The sequence below is a fragment of the Vibrio salinus genome (assembly GCF_021272385.1).
In the GTDB taxonomy this organism is placed as follows: domain Bacteria; phylum Pseudomonadota; class Gammaproteobacteria; order Enterobacterales; family Vibrionaceae; genus Vibrio; species Vibrio salinus.
Genome location: NZ_JAJSDZ010000005.1, coordinates 394,415 through 421,358, shown reverse-complemented (window position 1 = coordinate 421,358; position 26,944 = coordinate 394,415). Strand labels below are relative to the sequence as shown.

Genomic DNA, 26,944 nt, shown 5'->3' with positions numbered 1-26,944 from the left:
ATTTTTGGTAGAAATTTTGTGTTATTACTGTGTTACTCAGTCTGTGAATTAATTGAAGTACTATGTAGTAGGTCGGGTGTAATTATATGAATAAATTTAAAATGCAAATTATTGGAGCGTTAAGTCTAATAATTACATTAATTGTTATTACATTAATGGTGATTAGCTATACGTCATTTAAATCTGAAAGCATCACGCTGACAAAGTCCATTCTAAAAGAAAAAAATAAGAATATACAAACGGAGTTAACTGAAAAGTTCAATAGCTATTACCGGATGCTTTCGTCGATTAAATTATCGGCCTCTGATGTGAGTGATGATCACTTGTCTGCTCATCTGATTCAGCAATTAAAGCTGTTTGCTCAGATTCAAAAAGATGCCAATCTGGGTGTTTTTGTTTTTAACCGGCACGGTGTCATTTTTGATCAGACAGGGAAAAAGCTTGATTTCAACGTGCGGGATTTACACCGGGCTTATTATGATGAAATCTTTAATAAGGACCGGAATTTTTATGTTTCTGCACCTTATACTTCTGCGACCACGGGTAAACAGGCATTAGGTATTGCATACAAAGCATCAGGTGATATTGGAATATTGTCCAGTACCGATGCGGAAATTATTTTAGGTGACTTGCTGAAAAAGAAAAATATTTATATGTATGCATCTGATGGTAAGTTAATGTTAAGCCCTTACCCGGATCTCATCAATAAAAACGTCTATGATGCACGGCCTGACTTTAAACATTTTAATCGTGATAATCCGGAACTTACATATAAAGCAAATATTGATAATCAGGATATCCAGTTTACCTCTTTTTGGGGAAGATTAGACATCAATGGGTGGGAATTCGTGACATTTAAGAAAAGTCGTGAAATAGCTCAAAGCGCGAATGATAATTTATTATTTTCGTTAATTGTTGCAGTAGTCTGTCTGGTGTTTGCGATTACTATTATGCTTTTTATTATTAAAAAGCTGATATTGAAACCTGTTGGTGGTGCACCGGATCATATTGCGTCATTGATGGAGAAAATGGCTGAAGGTGATTTGAGGGAAAATAAAGAATCCGATGGCATACCATCGGGGATCAACCTGTCTTTGAATCATTTTTCCCATCAGCTACGTTCTTTGATTAAAGGGTCTCATGGTATTTCTGAAAGTGTTTCTTCTGCTTCTCATGAACTGAATACGGTTATGGAAGACACATTGAAGAATGCTCAGGATGAACAAAATCAGATTGAACAAATATCCACTGCCATCAGTGAACTATCCTCCACCTCTCTGGAAGTGTGTAATAAGGCGGCATTGGCAGAAGAGGAAACCAATAAAACGTTGTCCAATGTTTCGGACGGACAGGATACGCTGGAAAAGAATATCACGCTGACGAATAAAATTAGTTCATCAGTAACGGATACCGCTGTAATTATTGGAGAATTGAGAGAGTTTGCCATTGAGATTGGTTCTGTGACGGAAGTGATTAACCAAATTTCAGAGCAGACGAACCTGCTTGCACTGAATGCTGCCATTGAGGCTGCCAGGGCTGGAGAATATGGCCGGGGGTTTGCGGTGGTTGCGGATGAAGTCCGTAATCTGGCATCAAAGACTCAGCAATCGACTGTAACGATTCAGGAAGTGATAGAGAAACTTCAGACGCAATCGGAAACGGCCAACAATAATATGAATCAGAATCTGGAATTGATTGGAAACTCGGTCACGCTTGCTGAGAACATCAAAACGTCTTTTACGGATATTTCAGCGGCTATTGGATCGATATCTGAGATTAATACTCTGGTGGCGACGGCGTCCCAGCAGCAGTACAGTGTGACAGAGGAGATTTCTCAGAACACTACTCAGGTATTTGATTTGGTCCGGCGTAATGTCTCAGCAATAAATCAGACATTACAGGCTTCTTCGGAGTTGTCGCAGTTGGCTGAAACACAAAAGAATGATCTGAACCGCTTTAAGATTTAACGTTTAGTCATTTTGTCAGAAAAGTAAAAACCACCTGGATATTCGCATCAGGTGGTTTTTTTATTATCGCGTTATGCTTCTTTTTCCACTTTGGTTACAGGCTTGGAAGAAGGTCTGCAGGCATTAGCGCATTGTGCTGTGCCGATAGCAGTACGCCATTAGCTTTGGCGATATCCGGAGCGAAGTAGCGATCTTTATCGTAAAAAGGAACATGTGCTCTTAGCATGGCCTTAGCCTGTTCAATTTTTGATGTTGAGAGTTTCGGTGCCCTGAAATCAATACCCTGAGCGGATGCCAGATATTCGACAGCAAGGATGCCACGGGTGTTTTCTCCCATATCTCTCAGACGGCGGGCCGCAAAAGTGGCCATGGAAACATGGTCTTCCTGGTTCGCTGACGTTGGCAGGCTGTCTACCGAAGCCGGATGGGCGAGGGTTTTGTTCTCACTGGCCAGGGCAGCCGATGTGACCTGAGCAATCATAAAGCCGGAATTCACACCACCATTATCAACCAGAAACGGAGGAAGATTACTTAAACCGCTGTCTATAAGCAGAGCCATTCTCCGTTCAGAAAGGCTTCCGATTTCAGCGATAGCCAATGCCAGATTATCGGCCGCCATTGCTACCGGCTCGGCGTGGAAGTTACCCCCGGAGATGATGTCGTCTTCGTCAGGGAAGACAAGAGGATTATCAGAGACGGAATTTGACTCTGTCAGAAGCGTATCGGCCGAATTGCGAATCTGTTGCAGACAGGCTCCCATTACCTGAGGTTGACAGCGTAGCGAATAGGGGTCCTGTACTTTTTCGCAATCAGCGTGAGATTCTCCGATTTCGCTCGTTTCCTCCAGCAGGTAACGATATGCGGCAGCGGCATCAATCTGTGTCTGATGGCCTCGAACTAAATGAATTTTGGGATCAAACGGCCGACGGCTTCCTAATGCTGCTTCAACCGACATGGACCCACAGACAGTCGCGGAGGCGTAGAGATCTTCGGCGATAAAGAGTCCTTCCAGTGCAAGCGCAGTTGAGGCCTGAGTCCCGTTAAGAAGGGCAAGCCCTTCTTTCGGTGCCAGTGTTACAGGTTCTAAACCTGCCATAGCCAGAGCGGCTTTTCCTGAAATGATTTCACCATTATGACGTGCCTGTCCTTCACCAAGCAGAACGGTACACATATGGGCAAGAGGTGCCAGATCCCCGGATGCGCCTACTGAGCCTTTTTGCGGAATACAAGGGTAAACCTCGTGATTGACCAGTGTCATTAATGCTTCCAGAACGCATAAACGAATGCCGGAATAGCCGCGAGCCAGACTGTTAATTTTTAATACCATCATCAGACGGACGGTTTCATCGTGCATGAATTCCCCGATTCCGGCCGCGTGGGAAAGAACGATACTTTTTTGCAGTGTTTCCAGATCTTCCGGGGCAATCTTTGTATTCGCCAGTAAGCCAAATCCGGTATTAATACCGTAAACGGTCCGGCCTTCTGCAATGACCTTTTCAACCATTTTTGTGCTCTTATCAATGTCTGCAAAGGCTTCAGGTACGAGAGATAACCGTACCGGTTCCCGGCTGACACGACGAAGCTGAGCAAGCGTTAACTTCCCTGGTTTAATCGATAAATCAAACATTGTTCTATCCTTACTTATGTGTTGCCAGCTCGTCATTGAGCATAGGTAAATCCAGTTTTTGTTCGGCAGCACATTGTTTGGCAATATCATAGCCGGCATCCGCATGACGCATGACTCCGGTTGCCGGATCATTATGCAGTACCCGTCCTATACGTTCTGCTGCTTCATCGGTTCCATCACAACAGATAACCATACCAGCGTGCTGAGAGAATCCCATTCCGACACCACCACCGTGATGAAGTGATACCCAGGTTGCGCCTCCTGCGGTGTTTAGCAAGGCATTAAGCAGTGGCCAGTCTGAAACGGCATCAGAACCATCTTTCATGCTTTCCGTTTCCCGGTTAGGACTTGCGACCGAGCCGGAATCTAAGTGATCACGCCCGATGACAATCGGCGCTTTTAATTCCCCGTCTTTTACCATTTGGTTAAAAGCCTGACCTAATCTTTCGCGGTCTTTCAGGCCGACCCAACAAATTCGTGATGGCAGGCCCTGAAAGTGAATTCTTTCTTTAGCCATGTCAAGCCAGTTATGAAGATGAGGATCGTCAGGAATCAGTTCTTTGACTTTTTGGTCGGTTTTATAGATATCTTCCGGGTCGCCGGAAAGTGCCGCCCAGCGGAAGGGGCCAATGCCTTCGCAAAACAGGGGACGAATATAAGCCGGAACAAACCCGGGGAAATCAAACGCATTTTTTACCCCTTCTTCAAAGGCCATCTGACGGATATTATTACCGTAGTCCAGAGTCGCGGCTCCACGGGTTTGTAGATCTAGCATAGCCTGAACATGAACGGCCATTGACGCTTTGGCCGCTTTAACAACAGCTGCTTCGTCTGTTTTCCTCATGTCTCTGGCTTTCTCCAGTGTCCACCCCTGAGGCAAATAACCGTTTAGTGGGTCGTGAGCTGAGGTTTGGTCAGTGACCACGTCCGGCGTAATATTTCGGTCAACCAATTCTTTAAAAATATCAGCGGCATTGGCCAGTAGCGCAACGGAGACCGGAGTGGTTGATTCTTTGATGACGGCAAGTGCTTCGTCCAGAGAGGTGACTTTTTTATCGACATAACCGGTACGAAGACGGTAATCAATTCGTGATTCATCGCACTCGACGGCTATCATGGAAAAGCCCGCCATGGTTGCAGCCAGTGGCTGCGCTCCACCCATTCCGCCAAGACCACCGGTCAGTATCCAACGGTTTTTGACGTCACCGTCATAATGTTTTTTGGCGACAGCCACAAAGGTTTCATACGTACCTTGTACAATCCCCTGAGCGCCAATGTAAATCCATGAACCTGCGGTCATTTGACCATACATCATCAGCCCTTTTTTATCGAGCTCGTTAAAATGTTCCCAGTTCGCCCAGTGGGGAACAATATTTGAATTGGCAATCAAAACCCGGGGTGCATTTTTGTGTGTTGGAAACACGCCAACCGGTTTGCCTGACTGAATCAGCAGAGTCTGATCTTCTTCAAGTCGTTTCAGGGTTTCAATGATTTTGTCATAGCATTCCCAGTTGCGGGCAGCACGACCGATCCCACCATAGACGACCAGTGAATGAGGATGTTCTGCGACATCCGGGTCAAGGTTATTCATCAGCATACGAAGAGGTGCTTCCGTCAGCCAGGATTTTGCATTTAGTTCAGTTCCTCTGGGAGCATGTATGGTCCGGGTGTCGTCGAGACGGGTTCCGGTGTTATCTTGTGCAGACATGGTTCATTTCCTTGTGAATGTTCTGTTGCAACCAGCCATTTCATGTAGGCCGGTCAATTAGTCGTTGTCGTTAAATCTGGTGATAATGTCCGTCAACCACACGGGCTAACGCTTTTTGATTGCCGAACTGATAACTCAGATCTGCCGGGTCACTGGTGTCCCATAGGGTTAAATCAGCGGTCATCCCTATATCAATCGCACCTGTGTGATGATGAATACCGAGTGCTTTTGCCGCATTGCAGGTAACACCACGCAACGATTCTTCGGGTGTAAGACCAAACAGAGTGCATCCCATGTTCATCATAAGAGTGAGATCGTAAAATGGGGAAGTGCCGGGATTGGCATCGGTTGACAGTGCGATAGGAACATTATGTTCACGTAGCTGTTTTACCGGTGGTTGCTGCGTTTCTCTTAAGAAATAAAAGGCTCCAGGAAGCAGAGTAGCGACAGTCCCTGACTGTGACAGTGCCAGAACGCCTTTTTCATCGAGATACTCAATATGATCAACGGACAGTCCCTGATATCTGGCTGTGAGCTCACTGCCGCCTGAATGAGTCAGTTGTTCCATATGTCCTTTGATTTTTAATCCATATTTAATGGCGGCCTGAAATATTTTTTCAGTCTGCTCAAGCGAAAAAGCGATGGATTCACAAAAAACATCGACGGCAGACGCTAAATGTTCTTCTCGCGCCCGTGGTATGATGGTGTCACAAATCAAAGAAACATAATCATCCGGAGCTTGTTGATATTCTGGTGGTACAGCATGAGCGGCAAGTAACGTGGTTTCTATTTTAACGGGGCGGTGAAGACTGAGCGCTTTTGCCGCCCTGAGCATTTTTATTTCGTCGTTTAAGTTAAGACCATATCCGGATTTTATTTCTACAGTTGTCACACCACTCTTTATGAGTCCGTCAAGACGGGGTAATGCCGATTCAATCAGCTCTTCAACAGATGCGCTTCTGGTGGCATTGACAGTTGCCAGAATACCACCGCCTTTCTTAGCAATTTCGGTATAGGGAACACCATTTAATCGCATTTCAAACTCATTGGAGCGATTGCCCCCATAGACCAGATGCGTATGGCAATCGATGAGCCCCGGCGTGACAAGACATTGATGACCGTTAATCACTTCCACAGAAAGATCTTCCGGGAAGGCTCCGGGATGAATCGCGGTTATTTTGTTATTACTGATTTCAATATGGGCACAATCTGAAACCTGGTAGCCTTCAGCTCCGGGTTTCATTGAAACAATGTGTACGTTAGCCAGTATCCAGTGCATGCAAAAAATCCATTTGTATACTCTATATGTATATACAAATAAACCAAACCGGCCAGTTTGACAAGTGATTTGTTAGAAAAATGTTGAATGATGTAGTAGAAGAAGTTGGAATTACTCTATCTTACCTTTGAGAAATTTAAATGCCTTTTATCTTTAGATACTATTTATTTCGATAAAAATACCGATAGCGTGCTTTCATACTTTCGTTACCCAGAATCCCCCCCTGATGAATGTATATCAGAGTTTTATCTTTGTTTTTTGGCAACCATTGTTGCAGGCACCGCCACATCAGAGGATCGTACAGCAGATCAAATTCCACTCCGGTCTGGTTAAATAACTCGTTCCAAATCTGAAAATACTCATCGTACAGCTTCCCGAAATGCATTTTTCTGCACAGAGACAGAATTTCAGGGTGATGCGAATCAGGCAGAAGTTCAGAAAATTGTTTTGTCAGGTAGTCATTACCACCGACACAGGCACAGGTAATAACCTTAATATTTTTCTTTGATAAAGCATGATTTAAATATACGGCAGTTGTTCCGGTACCGGAGGGAAGGGCGACAACAACATTATGAAGCTGATTTAATTCAATGTAAGTCAGTAATTCGTCTGCCAGAGAATACACTCCCTCTTTAGCAAGGTGGCATCGTCCGCCTTCTGGAACCACCAGACATCGTTCATCTGGTTGACGCACCTGATGAATATAATCTCTCGGGTGAATAGGAAACTTTGCTGTTTCTGAAACCGGAATAATATTGGCCCCAAGCCCCAGAGCGCCTTTGTAGTTACCTATCGGAGAGTGAACTAAGGTATCCGGAATGTGGTCTACATAAAATTCGAACTCCCAGTTATGCAGGTGAGCCAGTGCCGAAAATGAATATAATGAGTTTGCCTGAGGCGAACCATAACTGATTAATGTTCTGATACCGGCAGGAGGCGAACTGACCAGTGATTTGAGTTTTCTGGCTTTGTTACCTGAAAACTGAGGATGCAGCTGGTCATCCCTTTTCAGATAAAACTCATAATCCTGGTATGTATGTTTTGTCACAGGACTGTGAGATAAGGTTATCATCAGGTCATTCTCTTATGGATTTGAGGTGTAATATATCACATTGCTTTTTAGGAGACAGATAAAGAAAACCCAGCTCTAATGTGTTGAGCTGGGCTATATAATAGGAGTTAACAAGAAAAAGCAGCGTAAACAGAGAAACTAAATGTCGACAAATAAACTTAAACATTAGGTTTACCGTTAACGTGTACTTATTGAGACGCGTGATTTAAAAAATAGTTCAAATAAAAATGAAAAAATTTCAGAAAGAACAAAAAATGAACAATTTTGCGGCACAAACGTTGGTTAGAACGCAGACTTCTATGCTTTTTGTCATAAATTATCACAAAGAGGATGAGATTTTTTTCTGAAACTTTTATCCTAGCGAAGATTTTTAAAGGAAGTTGAATATGATCATCAAACCTAGAATTCGTGGATTTATTTGTACAACGACACACCCATCGGGTTGTGAAGCGAATATTAAAGAACAAATTGAATATACTAAAGCTAAAGGTAAGATTGAAAATGCGCCTAAACGCGTTTTAGTCGTCGGGGCTTCCAGTGGCTATGGTATGTCTTCCCGTATTGCTGCTGCATTCGGTGGCGGTGCATCAACAATAGGTGTATTTTTCGAAAAACCGGGAACTGAGAAAAAACCGGGAACTGCTGGTTATTATAACGCCGCTGCCTTTGAAAAATTTGCGCATGAAGAAGGCCTTTATGCGAAGAGCATCAATGGTGATGCTTTTTCTCATGAAGCAAAACAAAAAGCAATTGAACTTATTAAAGAAGACCTTGGTCAGATTGACTTGGTTGTTTACTCTCTTGCTTCTCCGGTTCGTAAATTACCGGATACCGGCGAATTAATCCGTTCTTCACTGAAACCAATTGGTGATACATATACCTCAACGGCTGTTGACACGAACCGTGATGTTATCATTGAAGCCAGTGTTGAGCCTGCGACTGAACAGGAAATCGAAGATACGGTTACTGTTATGGGTGGTCAGGACTGGGAACTTTGGATTAATGCACTGGATGAAGCCGGTGTTATTGCCGAAGGGTGCCGTACCGTTGCTTACAGCTACATTGGTACAGAATTAACCTGGCCTATCTACTGGGAAGGTGCATTGGGTCGGGCCAAAATGGACTTAGACCGTGCGGCACTCGAACTGAATACAAAACTTGCAGCAAAAGGCGGCGCAGCAAATGTGTCTGTACTGAAATCTGTGGTTACACAAGCCAGCTCTGCCATTCCGGTCATGCCTTTGTACATTGCGATGGTGTTCAAAAAAATGCGTGAAGAAGGTCTTCATGAAGGTTGCATGGAACAGATTTACCGACTGTTCAGTGAACGTTTGTATCGTGCTGATAAAAACGCACCTGATGTTGACGATAAAAATCGTTTACGTCTTGATGACTGGGAATTGCGTGAGGATATTCAGGCTCATTGCCAGAAACTTTGGCCTCAGATTACTTCAGAAAATTTGCGCGATCTGACTGATTATGATGAGTACAAAGAAGAATTTCTGAAATTGTTCGGTTTCGGTATTGATGGTATCGACTACGAAGCAGATGTAAATCCTGTTGTCGGATTTGATGTTATTAATCTGTAATCGGCTGTTTCCGGTTAGAAAAAAGGCGCGTAAAGCGCCTTTTTTGTCCGTACAACATTTCATCAGGTAAGCAGAATCATCAGGGTTCCCGCCAGAGTCATCAAAATATTAGCAATAGTATAAGTACCTGCATAGCCAAGTGCGGGAATGGTGGATTTTGCATAGTCATTTACGATATCCATTGCCGGTGCGCAGGTTCTTGCCCCAATGATGGCTCCAAATAGCAATGCTCGGTTCATTTTGAGAATATAAGCACCGATTAAATAGGCGAAAAAGACCGGAACCACACTAACCAGTAATGCCAGACCAAAGACCTGACCACCGATAGATGACAAGTGATCGAACATTTTTCCACCGGCGCTTAAACCAATACCGGCCATAAAGAACATCAGACCCAGATCTTTGACCATGTTTAACGCTCCCTGAGGAACATAACCAAAGGTAGGGTGATTGGCTCTCAGAAACCCTAGCATAATTCCTGAAAGTAGCAGACCAACAGCATTCCCCAGGCCAAAGGAAACCTGACCAAATGTCATGGTAACCAGTCCCAGGATGATACCTAATATGAAGAAGCTACAAAATGCCAGTAAATCAGCAACTTGACTGTGAATAGAGATGAAACCGATTTTTTCTGCCAGTCCTTTTATCCGGGTTCTTTCACCACTAACCTGAAGTACGTCGCCTTTCGCTAAGACTATGTCCAGATCCATCGGCATTTCGATTTGTGCCCGGGTGACCCGGTTCAGAAAACAGCCATATTCTGAAAGATTCAGATCTGACAGTCTTTTCCCTGCGATGCCGTCGCTTTTAACGACGATCTCTTCTTCTGAAATCCGCAAATCCAGCAGGTTACGATCAAAGACTTCTTTACCATTCCGGAAACTGGGATCGAGCCTTGCATGGCTGTCCGGGAAACCCATTAACGCGATTTCATCTCCTTCCTGCAGAATGGCATCGCCATCCGGGTGAGCAATAATATTATTCCTGCGAATTCTTTCAATGTAGCAGCCGGTTTGCCGGTAAATACCCAGTTCTCTGAGGTTACGGCCATCTATCCAGTCAATAAGTTCTTTACCAACCCGGTAAGCCCGTATAATAGGCAGATATACTTTCCTTTGACCGTTGTGTCCTAATCCACGTTCCTGAGCAATTTGTTGCGCTGAATCAGACAGATTCTGTTTTTGTAATTTAGGAAGCAGTTTTGCAAAGATGATCATACTAATCAGACCAACCAGATAGGCCATGGCATAACCGACGGAGACATTTTCCAGTACGGTGTCCAGCGTCATATTATGAGGAATATTTGCCAGTCCGGAGTTCAGAGCATCCTGCGCGCCAACCAGAACCGGAGTTGATGTCAGTGCTCCGGCCATCATGCCTGCAGATAAACCAAAATCGAGATGAAGGAACTGGCTGCCAAAATAGGCAATGAGATTTGCAAAGCCTAAAACAACGAGACTTAGAATGAGATAGTGTTTCCCATCACGGAAAAAGATGCTAAAGAAGTTGGGGCCTGCCTCAATACCTACGGAATAGATAAACAGCATAAAACCAATGGTAAGAGCTTCTGAATTAAAAGAAAATCCTAAGTGCCCCATGGCGAGCGAGGTAATCAGGACACCTATAGAATTCCCAAACTGGAAACTACCGATACGAATTTTTGCAATGGCTAAGCCGATACCCAGAACAACAAAAATTAATAAAATCGGATTTTGGTCTAGCAAAGTAACGATATCTATATTCACGGCAAACTCAAATTATCTATGCCAAAAAAGAAAGTAATTGCCGGACGATTGTATAGCAAATTGATTAAAAGATAACTTGAAATTTTAAAATTTATTAAATATTTAAAACAGAATAAAAAAACCCGCAGAAGCGGGTTTAAATAATATGGAGTAGGTTGATTATTAATCAAACAAGCCCAGATTTTCTTTTGCGTAAGCTTCAAATTCGGTACATCCACCGATATGTTCCTGATCAATGAAAATCTGAGGAACGGTTTCTACCGGTTTGCCAACGGTTTTTTCTAAATCCGCTTTGCTAATTCCTTCTGCCTGAATATCGACATAACGGAAATTAAAATCATCGCGTTTTTCTTTTAATGTTTCTGCGTGTTCTTTTGCACGTACACAAAAAGGACATCCAGGGCGACCAAATATAACTGCAAACATAACTTTCTCCTTAATTATTCTTGCCACACTATGCCCCAAATAGTTTGGATAATAAAGTGACATTTAGCTTTTGATTTAATAGATAAAACCTATCATAAGCAATTTGTTTATTACAGCAGATAAGATGTAAAAAAGTATTTTTTATTACCTATCTGTGTGAGCATTCGCATGATATTGACAATAAGTACATATAAAAATTTAGGCAAGTTGTAGTGTATCAAATAAATTTTTCAGAATTGAGTCCAAGCTTTTCTCAGAGAAGTCTGAGGTAGGAGGAAGCTAATGTTCCAGTTTATGACCTCAACTAAAATATGTTTTGGGGAAGGCACCCTTAGGGAGTCACTATCGATCATTAATCAGTATGGTTACAGTGTTCTTCTTGTTTCCGGTCAAGATGCTTCCCGGTTTAATCATATTGTTGAGTATTTGAAATCTCAAAAGATGCATTATCAGCATGTTGCGATTTCTGGAGAACCCTATATCCGTGCCGTTGAAGAGATTGCTCAGAAGGCAAGGGAATTTCAGCCTGATGTTGTTGTTTCTATAGGTGGGGGAAGTGTGATTGATACGGGAAAAGCGCTGGCTGCTTTGATTCCTAATAAAGGAAATTTGTATGATTATGTGGAAGCACTTGGGCGCCGGGTTCCGATTAAAACCAAACCATTGCCATTTATTGCTATTCCGACTTCAGCCAGTACCGGTTCAGAAGTAACGCAGAATGCAGTACTAAAATCGGGTCAGGATAAACTTAAGGTCAGCCTGAAAAGCCCGGAAATGTTGCCTGATGTCGCGTTGATTGACCCTTCATTGACGTATGGGATGGAACCAAAGAAATCGGCCCGGGGAGCGATGGATGCGTTTGTCCATTTAATGGAAGCGTATGTGTGCGGTGAGCCTAACCCTATTACTGATATGATTTGCGAAGAAGGATTCAAACGTATCCGGGATTCAATTATTCCTGCCTGTCTGGATGATGATCATCAGGCTCGTAGTGACATTTCTTTTGCGGCCATGCTGGGAGGGATGGCATTAAGTAACGCAAAATTAGGCGCTGCTCATGGGCTGGCTTCGGCATTGGGCGGAAAACTGGATGCGCCTCACGCTGTTATTTCGTCTCATCTGGCTCCTTTTGTTATGCAGGAAAATATCAATGCCGCAATGCGCGAAAATCGCAAGGACGTACTGAAACGGTACTATAAACTGGCGCAAATACTTACCCGACGGCGGCATACGCATGTTAAAGATGCAGTATTGTGGGTAAATATGATGTTGGATAAGCTACCGATTCCCAGCTTATCTGATTACGGTGTATGCAGAACGTCGTTTGATAAAGTAGCCGATGATGCTCTTGTTTCGTCATCGATAAAGGGAAATCCATTTCCCTTAACGAAGGAAAGACTCATGTCAATTCTGGAGCAGGTTTGCCAGTGTGATGATAATGGTGAATGTTGTGATGAAGGTACTGCCGAAATGGTCAGCAATAAGGTTGAGTTTTTGCATGATCCAACTGAGAGACAAAGTGAAAGTACCCGGTAGACATATACAGTGTGACTGAAATGATAAAAGCCTGTATGTGCAGGCTTTTATTTTTATCGGGTTATGAATTACTTATAGTTGTGGTAATTTATCGTAGCGAGAGTCTTTGAGTGCATCTTTGACCCGTTTAAGGTTTTCACGGAAACCGCTACCACGGCGTAAGGTGAAACCCGTTGCCAGAACATCTATAACGGTCATCTGAACTACGCGACTTGCCATCGGCATATACACATCCGTATCTTCCGGCACATCGAGGCAGATAGACAAAGAGCTGGCGTGATCAAGGGGTGAGTCTTTTGCTGTAATAGCAATAACGGTTGATCCATTTTGTCTTGCCAGATTCGCAATTTCCACCTGACTTTTGGTTCTGCCAGTGTGGGAGATAAGAACGACCACATCATTATCGGTTGAATTAATGCAGCTCATTCGTTGCATTACAATATCTTCAAAGCAGGCAATCGGGATGTTAAAACGAATAAATTTATTCTGTGCATCCCGGGCGACAGACGATGAAGCACCCAGTCCGAAAAAAGAGATACGTTTAGCCTGAGTTAACAGATCCACAGCCCGGTTTACCTGAACAGGATCGATGCTGTTTTTCGCTACGTCCAGACAGGCCATTGTAGATTCGAAAATTTTGTGTGTGTATGCATCAGGTCCGTCGTCTTCTTCGACATTACGGTTCACATAAGGCGTACCATTTGCCAGACTTTGAGCTAAATGCAGTTTAAAGTCAGGAAATCCTTTCGTATCCAGACGGCGACAAAAGCGGTTTACCGTGGGTTCACTGACATCAGCCATTTTGGCAAGTGTTGCAATGCTTGAGTGAATCGCAGTCTGTGGTGATGCCATTATAACTTCTGCGACTTTTCGTTCAGACTTGCTAAAATTTTCTAAATTATTTTGAATCTTTTCTAATGTATTCATAGTGTTCACACGGAATTGAGAAATGGTCTCTTGAAATATTTAAATCAAAAGTAAAAGCTAAAAATTATCTGAATTTGTGCCTGAGAGCAGTATAAACCCAATTAATGAAAATTCTGTAGTACTTAAAATTATCAAATGATAAGAATATGACAAGCCTCAAACAAAATTTCAAAAATGAAGGAATACTTTCAAACTTGTACTCGGAAATTGCTCGTTTATGCAGAAATTGGATATTAGATTACATATCAGAGAAATAATCTTACATAAATAAATGAAAGTATAAATATTTGTTTGGCTTATAAATTAGTGATTAATTAAAGAAGTCAGCTGTTCGAGAATATCGGTTGCTTCTTGTGCAATACACCGTTGTTCTTCGAGAACTGAATGTAAAATTGCATTGGTTGTTAGTGGATTAGCAAGAACAACACGAAAGACGATGACTTTCTGTTTATCCCATTTCCCCGGATTTAACAAGGTTCTGGATACAAAAGATTTACCTGCTTCACGTTGTTTTTTCTGGATGAATATCGTTAGTTCGTTTAGTAAATTGTTTACAGTTTTTCTGATGCCGGAATTAGTTAAAAGTGAAAGATTTACAAATTCAGGAACATAACGATAAGTCAGTATGCATAATTCCGGGTCTGATATTAATTCAAAATCATGTTGTTCCCGGATCATATCCGCAAAGGCTTTCGTTTTTTCTATGCTTTGATTAATAAGTAATTCGTAACCCTGGCGGCTGATAATATGCATTGCTGAATAGATAAGCATTGCCATTCCGGGTCTGGAACCTTCCAGCGTTCTGGAGCCAAGATCTTTAGATCCTTCTCTGAGAATGTATTGTGCGTGATGCTCTATGGTATTGCTGGAGGAAGCTTCTTTGAAAATAACCATTCCGGCACCCATTGGAAGATAAAGTTGTTTATGAGCGTCAATAGTTACACTGTCGGCCCGTTCAATTCCGGATAGCAAATGCCGGTATCGATTTGACAGGAGTGTTGCCCCTCCCCAGGCCGCATCGACATGAAAATAGATTTTTTCTTTTTCACAGATCTCGGCAATATCATTAATGGGATCAACGCTACCTGTCTCTGTTGTCCCGGCAACGGCAATCACGGCGATGGGTAAAATATGTTGGTTTTTTAATTCTGTAATGGTGTTGTGTAACGCTTTCAGATCCAGATGATTATGTTCATCCGTTGGAATCGTTAGCAAATTGTGTTGACCGATTCCGAGTAAATCCGTTGCTTTCTTCAGTGAATAATGACCTCGTTCTGAGACTAACACTGCAATATCCCGGTAGCCGTAATGTTGAATGGCGGCAACTAATCCGGCTTTTTCTACTCCGGGAAATATTCCATCTGCACATAAAGCCTGATTTCTGGCTACCCACAGTGCAGTGATGTTCGCAACAGTTCCTCCGGAGCAAATCGCCCCCAGAGAATGATTTGCACTGTGCATATGGCAGTGATAAAAGTCGGACGAACGATGGAAAATTAATTCATGCAGCATACCAATGACCTGTCTTTCCATCGGTGTAAATGCCTTAGACGTTTCGACCTTCACGGTATTTTGATTCAGTGCGGTCATGAGTTTGGCCAATGGCATCAGGAAATAGGGCAGTGCAGAGGTCATATGACCGATAAACCAGGGGGATGAAGTATGTACCGAATGAGATATGACTTTATCCATTAGCTGCTGTGTATGTTCGGAGACAAACTGAGGCTGTTCCGGTATTTGGTAGTCTCGGAAATCATCTTCAATTTCTAAAAGAGATTTTGCGTCTGCCACAATATGCTCTTTTAGAAATTGGTTCAGGTTTTTTGAAATTTGTTCTTCGATTCTTGTTAAAGCAGAATCCGGACCTTCCGGAACGGTAAAAATCTTAAGAAGATTTTCTGAATTTGCTTTTGCTGTGTTTTTATCTGAAACCATTTGTCTCTGGTGTCTTTATCTTATTTCTTTTGGGCGGACAATCTATACGAAAAGAAAGACGTTGTCTTGTAGAAATTAGGTTGCCCTTTATCTTATCGTTTTATTGTCTGGTACCTTTATGTTGGTCTGGGTTATATCTAAGCGGTAATTGACAGGATAAGGACAGGCACAAGAGCGCTGAGGAGAAAACCGCTGATTAATGCAACCGGAACACACCGGAATCCGCCGTTGGTCTGAATCAGCGGTAACGTGAAGTCCATGGCTGTGGCGCCGGCGATACCGATGGAAGTACAGGGGCGGCTTTTGATTAATAAAGGAATCATGGTTAGTGCAAGTAATTCCCGAAACAGCTCGACCAGAAAGGAAGCCGTTCCGTATACCGGACCATAATGTTCACCAATTAAAATGCCGGTCAGAGAATACCAGCCAAAGCCGGAAGACATGGAAAGAGCCAGTTTTACAGGGATATCGGTTACAACGGAAATCAGGCCTCCGGCAAGCCAGGAGGAAATGATGACATAGACAGCAATTTTTATTCCTGTGGTATTAAAGAGGATGTCTCTGAAACGAATATTATTGGCTCTCAGGTCTATTCCGATGGTAAAAAGCAGAACGTATAAAGCAATTTCCATCCCTTCGTTGATATAAGCTGTTTTTACGATAAGCAGAAAACCGGTACACAGGCCCAGAATGACATAGAAAATGGGTTTGAATGTATTCAGAACCAGTCGAGAGAGAGGTAATACATGACGCTGAGCTGTGGTTTCGATAGATATTTTTTTATCTAAAAAAGATAAAGTTAAAAAATTAAGCAAAGAGATCACAAAGAAGAAACACAGAACGGTTGTTCCTATTTTCCCCAGATTCTGAGTAATATTTTCCAATGAGGCCAGATTAAGTCCTAAAAGAAATAAAATTCCTGCGATGAGATATTCAGACGTTTTCCGGCTATAAGAAAGGTAGTGAGTATTTTTGAATTTAATACAAAAACCTGCCAATAATGGCAGGAATATTAAAAATGCTGAGAGAAACATAAAATCGTGTTTTTAAAATCCGGCCATGTTGACAACCTCAGAAACCATAGAATCGAATTCATGGTGTTTTTTGCTGCTTAGATCATACAGAACCTGAACACTGTCCGTTGTTAATTCGATGTCCTGTTCTTCTTCGGTTAAATCCTGTTTTCTGGATTTAAGCAGATAATAGGCCATTTGAGCAATGTCCAGATAAGATACCGGTTTGTATTTTGGTGTTAGTGGGTTGTTACTGGCCACTTCCTGAAAGTCTTCATCAAACCCCCAACATTTCAGAACATGATGACTGGTTTGAGCACATCGGGATTCAAATAATTTGAGAATTATTTCTTTATCAATATAGTTACCGCGGTCAAGAAACATCTGATATTCACTTAACAGACAAAACAGACCAATATCAGCCAGCAGTCCGACTAATAATGCTTTATCTGGTTCAAGATAATCATATTTACCAGAGTTGATTTCTTTGAACTGTTTGGTTATGAGGACCATTGTTGCGCCCAGTTCCCGGGACGTCGTCGCACTTTGGCGAAGAATGCTTTTGCATTCGTTTCCTAATGTAATGGAATATTTCAATTGTTCAATAGATTGAGCAGTGACAATGTCACGTACACGGGAAATACCTAAACGTGATACCGCAGTATGAACGTCAGAAAAAAGGATGTTTCGTCGGTTGAATATGATGGAATTCGCGATTCTGAGAACCACAGCCGTCAGACTTGGATCATTCAGTAAGCACTCTGATACATCCGCCAGAGTTGTTTCTTCGTTAGTACAAAGTTTTTGAATCTCTAAGACGACTGCCGGAATTGGCGGCAAGACAATTTTTCCGTTAGCGATTGATTCATCAACCATCTGACAGAAATCTCGTTCAACGGCACTAAGCATGTCGTTCTGTTGATTCGGGGTCCAAAAAAATGATACGTGATCCATGATAAATCTTATTTACTGGCAGTTATTTACATTATCGATTGCTTTAGTGGGTACTGCAATCTTTTGAGCTAATAAAGTCAGTGCTTTTTGATTCAAATCGGATGAAGTGAGAGTTTTTACACATAAACACTAAAAATTACGACTTTTTCTGGCTGAAAATCATTCATTCTCACATGGAATACATATCACAAATTTTATTTTAAATTACCATTTACATCGGTTATATGTGAGAGGTTAATCCCTTTATACACAATAAGTTAAAAGTTTTCTTTGTAAGAATTTGAAAGGATATCTAATGATTAAAAATCATTTTTGTCACTTGGTCATGATTGAAAATAACATGAAAACAAAGCCCATTTTTGGTGATCTTGGTGTGTTTTGCCAGGGGGTAATGTTTGCACTTGTCGGAGACGATAAGTTGTATCTGAAGGGAGGAAGTTGGTTGGATTCCTGGTTTCAGGAATTTGAATGCGGGCGATATTGTCTGGAAAAGAAACATTCAACAACAACTGTTAATTATTATGATGTTACCGATTTGGCTGTTCACAATCATTCCTATATGCAACCGCTTATCCATTCTTCAAAAAATTTAGCCATTCGGCAATCTGTTTTCAAAAACCATTGTGAAAATGCAAGACTTCGTAATTTACCGAATATGAATGTCTCTCTTGAGAGAATGCTAAAAAAAGCAAGCATATGCTCGGTTCCCGAATTATTAGAACTGGGAGCAGAAAAAGCATTTATTAAAGTAGCAAAGGTCAGGGCGCTGAATGGGAGAGAAACCGATAAACGGGTATTGCTAAAATTGTATGGCGCAATCAACCGGCTCCAATGGCAGCTAATACAGCAGCCAACGGTTGATCGGCTCATGCTTAAGATAGCTGAATCAGAGTTCTGACTACATATGCATTGCGGAGCACTGCTAGTTTTAAATAAACAGCAGTGCTCGTAGCCAGATTAGAATTTAAATCTTGCGCTAAACAGAAGCTGATCATCATAGAGAACTTCATTGAATCTGGCTTCAAGGCCTACTGAAAACAGTTCTGTAGAATGGAATCGTGCGTATGCTGCACCCAGCCAGTCATCATCATTATCAATGGTTATATAGCCAATTTTGCCACCGACTTCTAACTGAGGCCCAAGCCATTGACGAACACCAAGATTTAACTCCATACCGGTATCACTGTCTGAATGCTCAGGATCAGTATATCTTGCTAATGCCTCACCGGTAAAGTCAGCCCAATTGTTGATTGGAGCATGAAACCCTAAACCAGCGGCTAAATCCATATCGCCATCAAGCTCAGAGTCAACACGAGCAATGACATGAGCATTCGGATGAATGGACATGCTCATTCCAGCACCATAGGTATTAGGGCTGGCGCCAATACGAGCTTCCACATAGTCATAACTAAAATTACTCATCACAGACGAACTGCTTGGATCAACAGCCGCTTGTGAATAACCTGAGACTAATAATAATACTGTTGCACTAATGACTTTACGCATAGCTAAAACCTGTTGTTAATGAATCCCTGTTAATGACACTTTAAGTGGCGATGTATTATCTATCTGCATATTAAACACTTAATGTGGAAAAAAACTACTCAATAGCGTCATACTTCTGACTTTCTAACAGAGATTTAGCAATATTAATGCCAGTTTGACTTATTCTCCGAATTGATTTCGTTTTTCGGCCATTTTTTTCAGTAAAAGATCCGCTTCAAGTATATTCAGCCAGGGGGTCAGGTCAGAAGAGTAGTTAATCACAAACAGAGTAAGCTGGTGTTTAATGGTTTTTCTCAACTCATACTGGTCCCATGGTTTGCCAATGTAGAAATCAAGGCAGGCATGGTTAATGGCTTCAACTGTATCGTCCAGTCCGGCTTGTCCTGTTAATAACAGTTTTCGGGTATGAAATGTGGGCTCTTCGTCGTTCAGTTCAATCAGAAAGCTTATTCCGGTTTGTTCCGGCATGATGTGATCACACAAAACAAGTGCTAAGGGAATGTCCTGTGATGCATAATCTGCAATCACATCTTTGGCTTCGCTTACGGATTCTGCCGCTTCAACAATAAAGTGTTCCTCAAATTCTTCCAGATCCTGAACGACACTATCCAGAACATCTCTTTCATCATCGACACATAGTATAAGAAATTGTTGAGTCATTCGTATTCTCCTAAAGTCAGGCTAACTATGATTGCTTAACTGGCAGATAAGCAGATACTGTTGTTCCTTTACCTAATGTAGATTTGATATCCATCCAGCCATCGTGCCGGTGAACAATTTGCTGGCAAATAGACAGGCCAATGCCCAATCCGAAATTGCCTTCTTTTTTCGTTGTGAAGTTTAGTTCAAATACATGATCAAGTTTTTCCGGTGCAATACCAACGCCGCTGTCGGCGACACTCACTTTAATGTAATCCGAATTATCTATTTCTGTCAGATGCGTAGAAATTTCGATGAGTCCTTTATTGTCTTCCAATGCATCAATGGCATTTGATATAAGATTAGTCCAAACCTGCTGAAGACTGTTACCCCATTCGTAAATTTCAGGTATTTTGTGATACTTCTTAACAATATCATGGCGTTGAAGTTTGCTTTCGAAAATCACTAATGTATCGTCAATTCCCTCCTGGATGTTCGAGAGTTGTCTCTTTTCCGTGTCTTTTCTGGCATACGTCTTCAGGCTTTTAACCATTTGAGCAATACGTCCAGAGCAGACTTTAATGGATCGAAGGGATTCGCCCAACTGAGTATAATGCTCAAGCTCTGATAGCTCAGCCAGTGACTGTTTTGGATACGTTTTAGCTTTTGTTGTGACTTGCTTATTCTGTTCAAGCTGGAGTCGGACTATTTTTTTACTTAATGTGCGATTATTCAGCTCATTATTCAGCTCATTCACTTTGGTTCTTTGTTCCACGGTTGATATTGGGGTACTCGAGCTCCCTTTTTGAAACAGTTCTGCGAATGACGGGTACATCTCATTTTCTACGCCGGATTGCTGAGTATTCAGAATACTTTGCAGAGCCGATGTAATCTTGGATGCCTGATGGGCAATGGCTGCAATCGGATTGTTTAGTTCATGAGCAACACCGGCAACCAGTTGCCCCAACACCGCCATTTTTTCTTTTTCTATGAGTTCGTTCTGGGCACTTTCTAATGACTCTAATGTTTCTTCTAACTGCAGTTTTGTATTAATGCTTCTTTGTAAACGGCGGTTAAAATGCCTGAGCAGCAGGTTAGTGAACAGAGGAAGCAGTTCGCTGTTAGAATGCATTACTTTGGCAAAGACTTCCCGGTCAAGTTTAATGACATGTGTTTTTGTCAATGTAACAGCGGTTGAAAAAGATGGTTCTCCGGTAACAAATGACATGCCGCCGACCAGATTCCCTTTGCTGTGTCGTACAACTTCACGTTCTGTGCCGTGTTCATCTTTTTTATACAGAGCTACTTCGCCATTGCTGATAAACCACAAAAAACGATTTTCAGTTCCTTCGCGGGTCAGGACATGATTTTTGGAATAGGTCCGGCAGGCTTTGGTTTCATCTTCTTTTTCAAAAAAATGGTATAACGCGATGATGACATCTTCCGCTAACTGTTCGTCTGACAGGTCATGGTAATTGGTAAGAAAGCCCTGACGGTAATTTTTCATTGACTGGCTGATATGTGTATCCAGTAAGGTTTTGCTGTCGAGGGTCTGACTGTAGAAAAGCAGGTTTTTCTTATCCTGCTCGATAACGAATTTAGTCAGTTCTTTTTTTGCGATAGAATAGAGTACGTTACTGGCCAGTGGTTTTGTCAGACAGTGGTCTAAACGACCTTCGTTAACGGTGTTTAGCATGGCAGGAAGGTCTTTTTCGTCACTAAGAACAAGTATCTTGTGACTTTTTTTTGTATTTGGTGATTTTTCCAGCTCAATCAGGTAGTCCGCACCATGGAGAGCGGAATGATGACTTGCGACAAACAGTGCAACGGTCTGCTTTTGGCCCGTGATAAAATCAATGGTTTGAGTCGCGTCATCCAGAGATTCGATGCAGTAAAGATCAAAACAATCTGAAAAATGGACAAGCTCTTCCTGAAATTGCTCTATACAGATTGGGTTATTATCCAAACAGACGATCGCAAATTTATTCATTACCAGTCTACGCTTGTTATGATTGTTAATTATGTAGTTTACTATTCTTTAACAAATTTGGATGCGAGCTGGGTTTTATAATAAGCACCAAGTTAATAAAAATTCAGGGCTTATCGTTAAAAATGAACAAAAAAACAGTAGGTAATATGGACAAATTAAAAAAATTTTTTGCAGTGGGTGGTGCTCTGTGTTTGATCGCCTGTTGGCCGTTAGTTGTTGGGCAAATTGGCCAGCGGGTGGCTGAAAATGCTTTGTCTGAAGTCCATAATCGTTCCTATGAGATTAAGCTTGTAAAATATGACAGAGGATATTTATCCTCCGATGCGCAGGTAAAGGTATCGATCACAAATCCTCAGTTAAAAGCGGTATTAAAAGAAGGGCATATTCCGACGGATTACCTTTTCAATTCGCATTTTACTCATGGTTTTTTTTCAATTAATGGTGTGACTTCTTCCGTTGACCAGACGTTACCTATTTCTGTTGTAAGTGAAACTCACCTGAACGGTAGCACAGAGTTGTTTGCTAAAGTCGGGGGCATTGACTATCAGGATAGCCATTCATCCTGGGGATATCATTTACCTCAGTCGACAGTTGAAGCTGATATAACAGCAAATGGTCAGGTGTCTTATCAGATCCATATTCCTGATTTTAGAAATGTTTCTTCTGATGGCACGGAATTTGATGTCGGTAACGTATCCATTTCTGGTAATGGTGTGAATCAGAACCGTATCTGGATAGGGGATAATACCGTTAAAATCGGAAGCGTTTCTTTATCGGAGTCCCGCCCGGGTGTTTCCGGTCAGAATTTTGATATCCAGATACGCGATATTTCTTATAAATTATTATCTGAAATGGATGCCGGTAAAACGAATTTTTCCAGCAGTCATCACTTTACAGTCGATAGTGTGTCTAATGGTGCCGGGCAAATTGATAACGGGGAACTTGATGTCACTATTGGCGATCTGAATGCCGGACTGCTTCAGAAACTGGCGGTTTTATCGGATTCTTTATCGTCTTCTAAGAATGTGTCAGAGGCAGAAAATGTCAGGGCTCAGATGATAGATCTGATAAACCGGCTTATTGCAAAAGGATTATATGTCAATATAGACAAGCTGGGATTTAGCTACAAGCAGGGGAGTATGAATAACCAGCTTAAATTGTCGTTGTCTCCCAGAGATGAAAAGATAAAGGCCGATATCGCCACGATTGCGCAATCACTACAGGGTGAAGTGACTTCCGCAGTGGATAAAAAGCTGGCATCGGAGTTCCCGAATTTGCAGGAATCTTTAGATGAATTAGTGGTTATGGAGATGGCAACGGATCAGGGAAAAGGCTATGAATTAAAAGCGACCATAAAAGATGGTGTAGTGCTATTTCCTAATGGTAAGAAGATCCCTATAATCAATGTACTTTTCCCCTTATTTGTTCGGTAAATAAGGCGTTGTGAACCAAAGGATAATATATTTTCACCGTTCACTTTTTTTATTGAAGAATTAGTGATATTAATCACTAATCATTTCTAAGCAGGAGCGAGTTACCCATGGAGTCAAAAACTGACACCGTATTTAATTTCAGTGCTGGTCCCGCAGCATTACCTAAAGCCGTTATGGAAAAGGCACAGGCTGAGTTTGTTAACTGGAATGGTCTGGGCACGTCGGTAATGGAAATCAGTCACCGCAGTAAAGAATTTATGGCAGTGGCTGAAAACGCAGAGCAAGATCTGAGAGAACTGTTATCGATTCCGGACAATTATAAAGTGTTATTCTGTCAGGGTGGCGCACGTGCTCAGTTTGCTGCCGTGCCGCTTAACTTACTTGGTGACTCGACAAAAGCGACGTATATTGATGGTGGTTATTGGGCAGAAAGTGCCATCAATGAAGCGCAAAAATATTGTGAAATAGATATCTGTGATGTCAAAACTGAAGTTGATGGCAAAACAGCGATTCTACCAGCACCGCAATGGAAGGTGAGTCCGGACTCGGCTTATGTTCACTTTTGTCCGAACGAAACGATTGATGGTGTTGAGATCTTTGATCTCCCTGTGACTGATAAGCCGATAGTCGCAGATATGTCATCCAATATTCTTTCTCGTCAAATTGACGTCAGTAAATTCGGTATTATTTATGCCGGAGCACAGAAAAATGTTGGACCTGCCGGTATTTGCATCGCGATTGTCCGTGATGATCTTTTGGATTTTGCGAAAAACGAATTGCCAACTGTCCTTAATTACAAAGTGCTGGCCGAAAAAGATTCGATGTTCAATACACCTCCAACCTTTGCCTGGTATCTTTCCGGACTGGTCTTTAAATGGCTGAAAGAAATCGGTGGTGTGAAAGCCATGGAAGAGATTAATGCGAAAAAAGCAGAGTTGCTATACAGCTGTATTGATAGTTCTGATTTTTACCGTAATACCATTCATCCACAAAACCGCTCTCGCATGAATGTGCCATTCCAGCTTGCCAAACCGGAACTGGATGCCAAATTCCTTGAACTGGCAACAGGAAAAGGTCTGATGGGGCTGAAAGGGCACCGGGCTGTCGGTGGAATGAGAGCATCGATTTATAATGCGACAACCATCGAAGGGGTTGAAGCTCTGGTCTCATTTATGAAAGAGTTTGAAGCGCAGTATGCCTGATTGGCTTTGCTGCTAATCTTCTTGAATCAGATTGAAAAACAGCGCCACTGGCGCTGTTTTTGTGTCGGTCATGTCCTGCATTTTTTCGCCGGTTACCTTTGTCTGGCCGGTTGACGGGGTTTCCCGGATTTTCTTTTATGGCGACTTTCGTTGGTTTTCCCCTTGGCGTTATGGTTTAACGGTTTAAAACCCGGTTGAGATTTGGTGTGTTTGGTCGCAAAACGGTTTGAGCCATGACGTCCGGACTTTCTGCGCTGGGATGGCGTTTGTTTGTCGTGATTTTCTTCCGGAATTAAGCACCCCGGTTTATCGCCGATGAGGTAAGCTTTACCCATTTCCTTCAGCGCACTTCTCAGCAACGGCCAGTTTGCCGGATCATGATATCTGAGCAACGCTTTATGAAGGCGGCGTTGCCGGTCTCCTTTTGCGACCGGAACGGCTTCACGCTTTTTATATTTCACCCGCTTTAACGGGTTGGTTTCAGAATGGTACATTGCCGTGGCATTGCACATCGGTGACGGATAGAAATTCTGAACCTGATCGCATTCAAAATTGTTCCGTTTGAGCCACAATGCAAGATTCAGCATGTCTTCATCTTCGGTTCCCGGATGCGCAGAAATGAAGTAAGGAATCAGATACTGTTTTTTACCGGCTTCAGCACTGTATTTTTCAAACATGGATTTAAAGCGATCATACGTTCCCATCCCGGGTTTCATCATGAGATCCAGAGGGCCTTTCTCTGTGTGTTCCGGTGCGATTTTTAAATATCCGCCAACGTGGTGGGTGACCAGTTCTTTAACATATTCAGGCGATTCGATGGCCAGATCATAACGGACACCGGACGCAATCAGAATTTTCTTTACCCCATTGATTTTTCTTGCATCCCGGTAAAGATCAATCAGATGTTTATGATTGGTATTCAGTTTATGACAGATACCCGGAAAGACGCATGATGGTCTGCGGCAGTTAGCCTCTGCTTTTGGATCGGAACAACCCAACCGGTACATATTTGCGGTCGGCCCGCCAAGATCGGAAATGGTTCCGGTAAAGCCGGGTACGGTGTCACGAATTTGTTTTATCTCTCCGAGAATGGATTCTTTGGAGCGGTTTTGGATAATACGCCCTTCGTGCTCGGTAATGGAACAGAACGAGCATCCACCGAAACAGCCCCTCATAATATTGACGGACGTTTTGATCATATCGTAAGCGGGAATTTTTGCCTTGCCATATTTGGGATGTGGCACTCTTGCATATGGCAGGTCAAAGACATAATCCATCTCTTCGGTGGTCAGTGGTATCGGGGCACGGTTAACCCACAATTCGCGGTTTCCATGAGCCTGAATCAGTGCCCGTCCGGAATACGGATTGGTTTCCAGATGCAAAACCCGGCTGGCATGAGCGTACAAAACCCGGTCATTACGCAGTTTCTCAAAAGAAGGCAGGCGAACCGCGGTGGTTTCTGCATCGTGCTTTGACGGACGAACCGTGATTGGCTGTACACTATTTTCTTTTTTTGACGTTTCGCACTGAGTATCGACATCATAAGGGTTAAGAGGAACAAATGGTTTACCGGGTTTTTCTATCCGGGAAGAGTCAATAATCCGATACTCCTCCGGAACCGTCGGTAAATTGACGGCCGTTCCCCGGATATAGCGTAAATCAGAGACCGGTGTTCCGTTTGCTAACTGGTGCGCGACGTCTACCAGCGCTCGTTCGGCGTTGCCAAAAAGCAAAATATCCGCTTTAGCATCAAAAAGGATAGAACGGCGGATTTTATCTGACCAGTAATCATAATGGGCGACCCGACGTAAACTGGCTTCAATTCCCCCCAGAACTATAGGAACGTCTTTGAATGCTTCTTTACAGCGCTGAGAATAAACCAGAGTGGCCCGGTCAGGTCTTTTCCCGCCTTCATTGCCCGGCGTGTAGGCATCGTCATGACGTAATTTCCGGTCAGAGGTATAGCGGTTGATCATGGAGTCCATGTTTCCGGCGGTAATACCAAAAAACAGATTGGGTTTACCAAGAGACATGAAATCATTTTTATTGTCCCAGCGGGGCTGAGAAAGGATACCGACCCGAAATCCCTGCGCTTCAAGAAGACGACCGATGATGGCCATACCAAAACTGGGGTGATCCACATAAGCATCGCCGGTAACGATAATAACATCGCAACTGTCCCAGCCCAGTTTGTCCATTTCTTTTCTGCTGGTGGGCAGAAAAGGAGCAGGACCAAAGCATTCCGCCCAGTATTTTTTGTATTCGTTAATTTTCTTAATAGTCATAAACTTAGATCTTGCTCACTTTACTTGGGGGCATATTGGGGACACGTTGACCGTATTTTTTATTTAGCATGTCTAGCCGATTTTTCCCAAATACTAATGTGGTGATAATAC

Annotated in this window: 19 protein-coding genes and 1 pseudogene; 6 read left to right on the top strand and 14 right to left on the bottom strand. The window is 42.6% G+C overall.

Features of this window, described 5'->3' with window-relative positions:
• Positions 1 to 86: 86 nt before the first annotated feature.
• Positions 87 to 1,967: a methyl-accepting chemotaxis protein gene (locus LRQ06_RS02045; RefSeq protein WP_232764778.1), complete on the top strand. Its 1,881-nt coding sequence runs from the start codon at positions 87 to 89 to the stop codon at positions 1,965 to 1,967.
• Positions 1,968 to 2,061: 94 nt separating this feature from the next.
• Here the strand turns inward: LRQ06_RS02045 and hutH are convergent, their stop codons facing one another.
• From hutH to LRQ06_RS02025, 4 genes are all read right to left on the bottom strand, one after another.
• A complete protein-coding gene (gene hutH, locus LRQ06_RS02040; RefSeq protein ID WP_232764777.1) occupies positions 2,062 to 3,594 on the bottom strand; it encodes a histidine ammonia-lyase in 1,533 nt (510 codons plus the stop codon).
• A 10-nt stretch (positions 3,595 to 3,604) separates the two neighbouring features.
• Positions 3,605 to 5,302, bottom strand: a complete 1,698-nt coding sequence (gene hutU / locus LRQ06_RS02035; protein ID WP_232764776.1) for a urocanate hydratase — start codon at positions 5,300 to 5,302, stop codon at positions 3,605 to 3,607.
• 70 nt (positions 5,303 to 5,372) lie between these two features.
• Positions 5,373 to 6,581, bottom strand: coding sequence for an imidazolonepropionase (gene hutI / locus LRQ06_RS02030; protein WP_232764775.1), 1,209 nt, complete (start codon positions 6,579 to 6,581; stop codon positions 5,373 to 5,375).
• A gap of 160 nt (positions 6,582 to 6,741) precedes the next feature.
• Entirely contained in the window at positions 6,742 to 7,650 is a 909-nt protein-coding gene (locus LRQ06_RS02025; protein ID WP_232765455.1) for a 1-aminocyclopropane-1-carboxylate deaminase/D-cysteine desulfhydrase, read from the bottom strand.
• A 389-nt stretch (positions 7,651 to 8,039) separates the two neighbouring features.
• On the opposite strand from LRQ06_RS02025, the gene fabV reads away from it, so the two are divergent.
• On the top strand, positions 8,040 to 9,242 hold the full coding sequence (gene fabV, locus LRQ06_RS02020) for an enoyl-ACP reductase FabV (protein ID WP_232764774.1): 1,203 nt from the start codon (positions 8,040 to 8,042) through the stop codon (positions 9,240 to 9,242).
• Between the two features lie 62 nt (positions 9,243 to 9,304).
• On the opposite strand, the gene LRQ06_RS02015 is transcribed toward fabV, so the two are convergent.
• The gene (locus LRQ06_RS02015) at positions 9,305 to 10,987 is read right to left on the bottom strand and encodes an aspartate:alanine antiporter (protein WP_232764773.1); all 1,683 of its coding nucleotides are present in this window, start codon (positions 10,985 to 10,987) and stop codon (positions 9,305 to 9,307) included.
• Positions 10,988 to 11,149: 162 nt separating this feature from the next.
• Complete coding sequence (locus tag LRQ06_RS02010; protein ID WP_232764772.1) at positions 11,150 to 11,413, bottom strand: GrxA family glutaredoxin; 264 nt, start codon at positions 11,411 to 11,413, stop codon at positions 11,150 to 11,152.
• A 282-nt stretch (positions 11,414 to 11,695) separates the two neighbouring features.
• Here LRQ06_RS02010 and LRQ06_RS02005 point away from each other — a divergent pair, with 282 nt between their 5' ends.
• A complete protein-coding gene (locus LRQ06_RS02005; protein ID WP_232764771.1) occupies positions 11,696 to 12,949 on the top strand; it encodes an iron-containing alcohol dehydrogenase in 1,254 nt (417 codons plus the stop codon).
• 72 nt (positions 12,950 to 13,021) lie between these two features.
• Here the strand turns inward: LRQ06_RS02005 and LRQ06_RS02000 are convergent, their stop codons facing one another.
• The 4 genes from LRQ06_RS02000 to LRQ06_RS01985 all read right to left on the bottom strand — a co-directional run bounded on the left by LRQ06_RS02000 (position 13,022) and on the right by LRQ06_RS01985 (position 17,778).
• On the bottom strand, positions 13,022 to 13,876 hold the full coding sequence (locus LRQ06_RS02000) for a MurR/RpiR family transcriptional regulator (protein ID WP_232764770.1): 855 nt from the start codon (positions 13,874 to 13,876) through the stop codon (positions 13,022 to 13,024).
• A gap of 303 nt (positions 13,877 to 14,179) precedes the next feature.
• Positions 14,180 to 15,811 carry a pyridoxal-dependent aspartate 1-decarboxylase PanP gene (gene panP, locus LRQ06_RS01995; RefSeq protein WP_232764769.1) on the bottom strand — a complete coding sequence of 544 codons (1,632 nt, stop codon included), beginning with the start codon at positions 15,809 to 15,811 and terminating at the stop codon, positions 14,180 to 14,182.
• A 137-nt stretch (positions 15,812 to 15,948) separates the two neighbouring features.
• Complete coding sequence (locus tag LRQ06_RS01990) at positions 15,949 to 16,845, bottom strand: LysO family transporter (protein WP_232764768.1); 897 nt, start codon at positions 16,843 to 16,845, stop codon at positions 15,949 to 15,951.
• A 12-nt stretch (positions 16,846 to 16,857) separates the two neighbouring features.
• The gene (locus tag LRQ06_RS01985; RefSeq protein WP_232764767.1) at positions 16,858 to 17,778 is read right to left on the bottom strand and encodes an HDOD domain-containing protein; all 921 of its coding nucleotides are present in this window, start codon (positions 17,776 to 17,778) and stop codon (positions 16,858 to 16,860) included.
• A gap of 295 nt (positions 17,779 to 18,073) precedes the next feature.
• Between LRQ06_RS01985 and LRQ06_RS01980 the strand changes: the two genes are divergently transcribed.
• Positions 18,074 to 18,676 carry a TfoX/Sxy family DNA transformation protein gene (locus LRQ06_RS01980; protein WP_232764766.1) on the top strand — a complete coding sequence of 201 codons (603 nt, stop codon included), beginning with the start codon at positions 18,074 to 18,076 and terminating at the stop codon, positions 18,674 to 18,676.
• Positions 18,677 to 18,735: 59 nt separating this feature from the next.
• Here the strand turns inward: LRQ06_RS01980 and LRQ06_RS01975 are convergent, their stop codons facing one another.
• The 3 genes from LRQ06_RS01975 to LRQ06_RS01965 all read right to left on the bottom strand — a co-directional run bounded on the left by LRQ06_RS01975 (position 18,736) and on the right by LRQ06_RS01965 (position 21,913).
• A complete protein-coding gene (locus LRQ06_RS01975) occupies positions 18,736 to 19,284 on the bottom strand; it encodes a hypothetical protein (protein ID WP_232764765.1) in 549 nt (182 codons plus the stop codon).
• Between the two features lie 159 nt (positions 19,285 to 19,443).
• Positions 19,444 to 19,944 carry a response regulator gene (locus LRQ06_RS01970; RefSeq protein WP_232764764.1) on the bottom strand — a complete coding sequence of 167 codons (501 nt, stop codon included), beginning with the start codon at positions 19,942 to 19,944 and terminating at the stop codon, positions 19,444 to 19,446.
• 25 nt (positions 19,945 to 19,969) lie between these two features.
• Positions 19,970 to 21,913, bottom strand: a complete 1,944-nt coding sequence (locus LRQ06_RS01965) for an ATP-binding protein (RefSeq protein ID WP_232764763.1) — start codon at positions 21,911 to 21,913, stop codon at positions 19,970 to 19,972.
• 146 nt (positions 21,914 to 22,059) lie between these two features.
• Here LRQ06_RS01965 and LRQ06_RS01960 point away from each other — a divergent pair, with 146 nt between their 5' ends.
• Positions 22,060 to 23,346, top strand: coding sequence for a DUF945 family protein (locus LRQ06_RS01960; protein WP_232764762.1), 1,287 nt, complete (start codon positions 22,060 to 22,062; stop codon positions 23,344 to 23,346).
• A gap of 107 nt (positions 23,347 to 23,453) precedes the next feature.
• The gene (serC, locus tag LRQ06_RS01955) at positions 23,454 to 24,548 is read left to right on the top strand and encodes a 3-phosphoserine/phosphohydroxythreonine transaminase (RefSeq protein ID WP_232764761.1); all 1,095 of its coding nucleotides are present in this window, start codon (positions 23,454 to 23,456) and stop codon (positions 24,546 to 24,548) included.
• A gap of 119 nt (positions 24,549 to 24,667) precedes the next feature.
• Here serC and LRQ06_RS01950 read toward each other — a convergent pair.
• A pseudogene (locus tag LRQ06_RS01950) lies at positions 24,668 to 26,833 on the bottom strand (YgiQ family radical SAM protein); the annotation flags it as partial.
• Between the last annotated feature and the right edge of the window lie 111 nt (positions 26,834 to 26,944).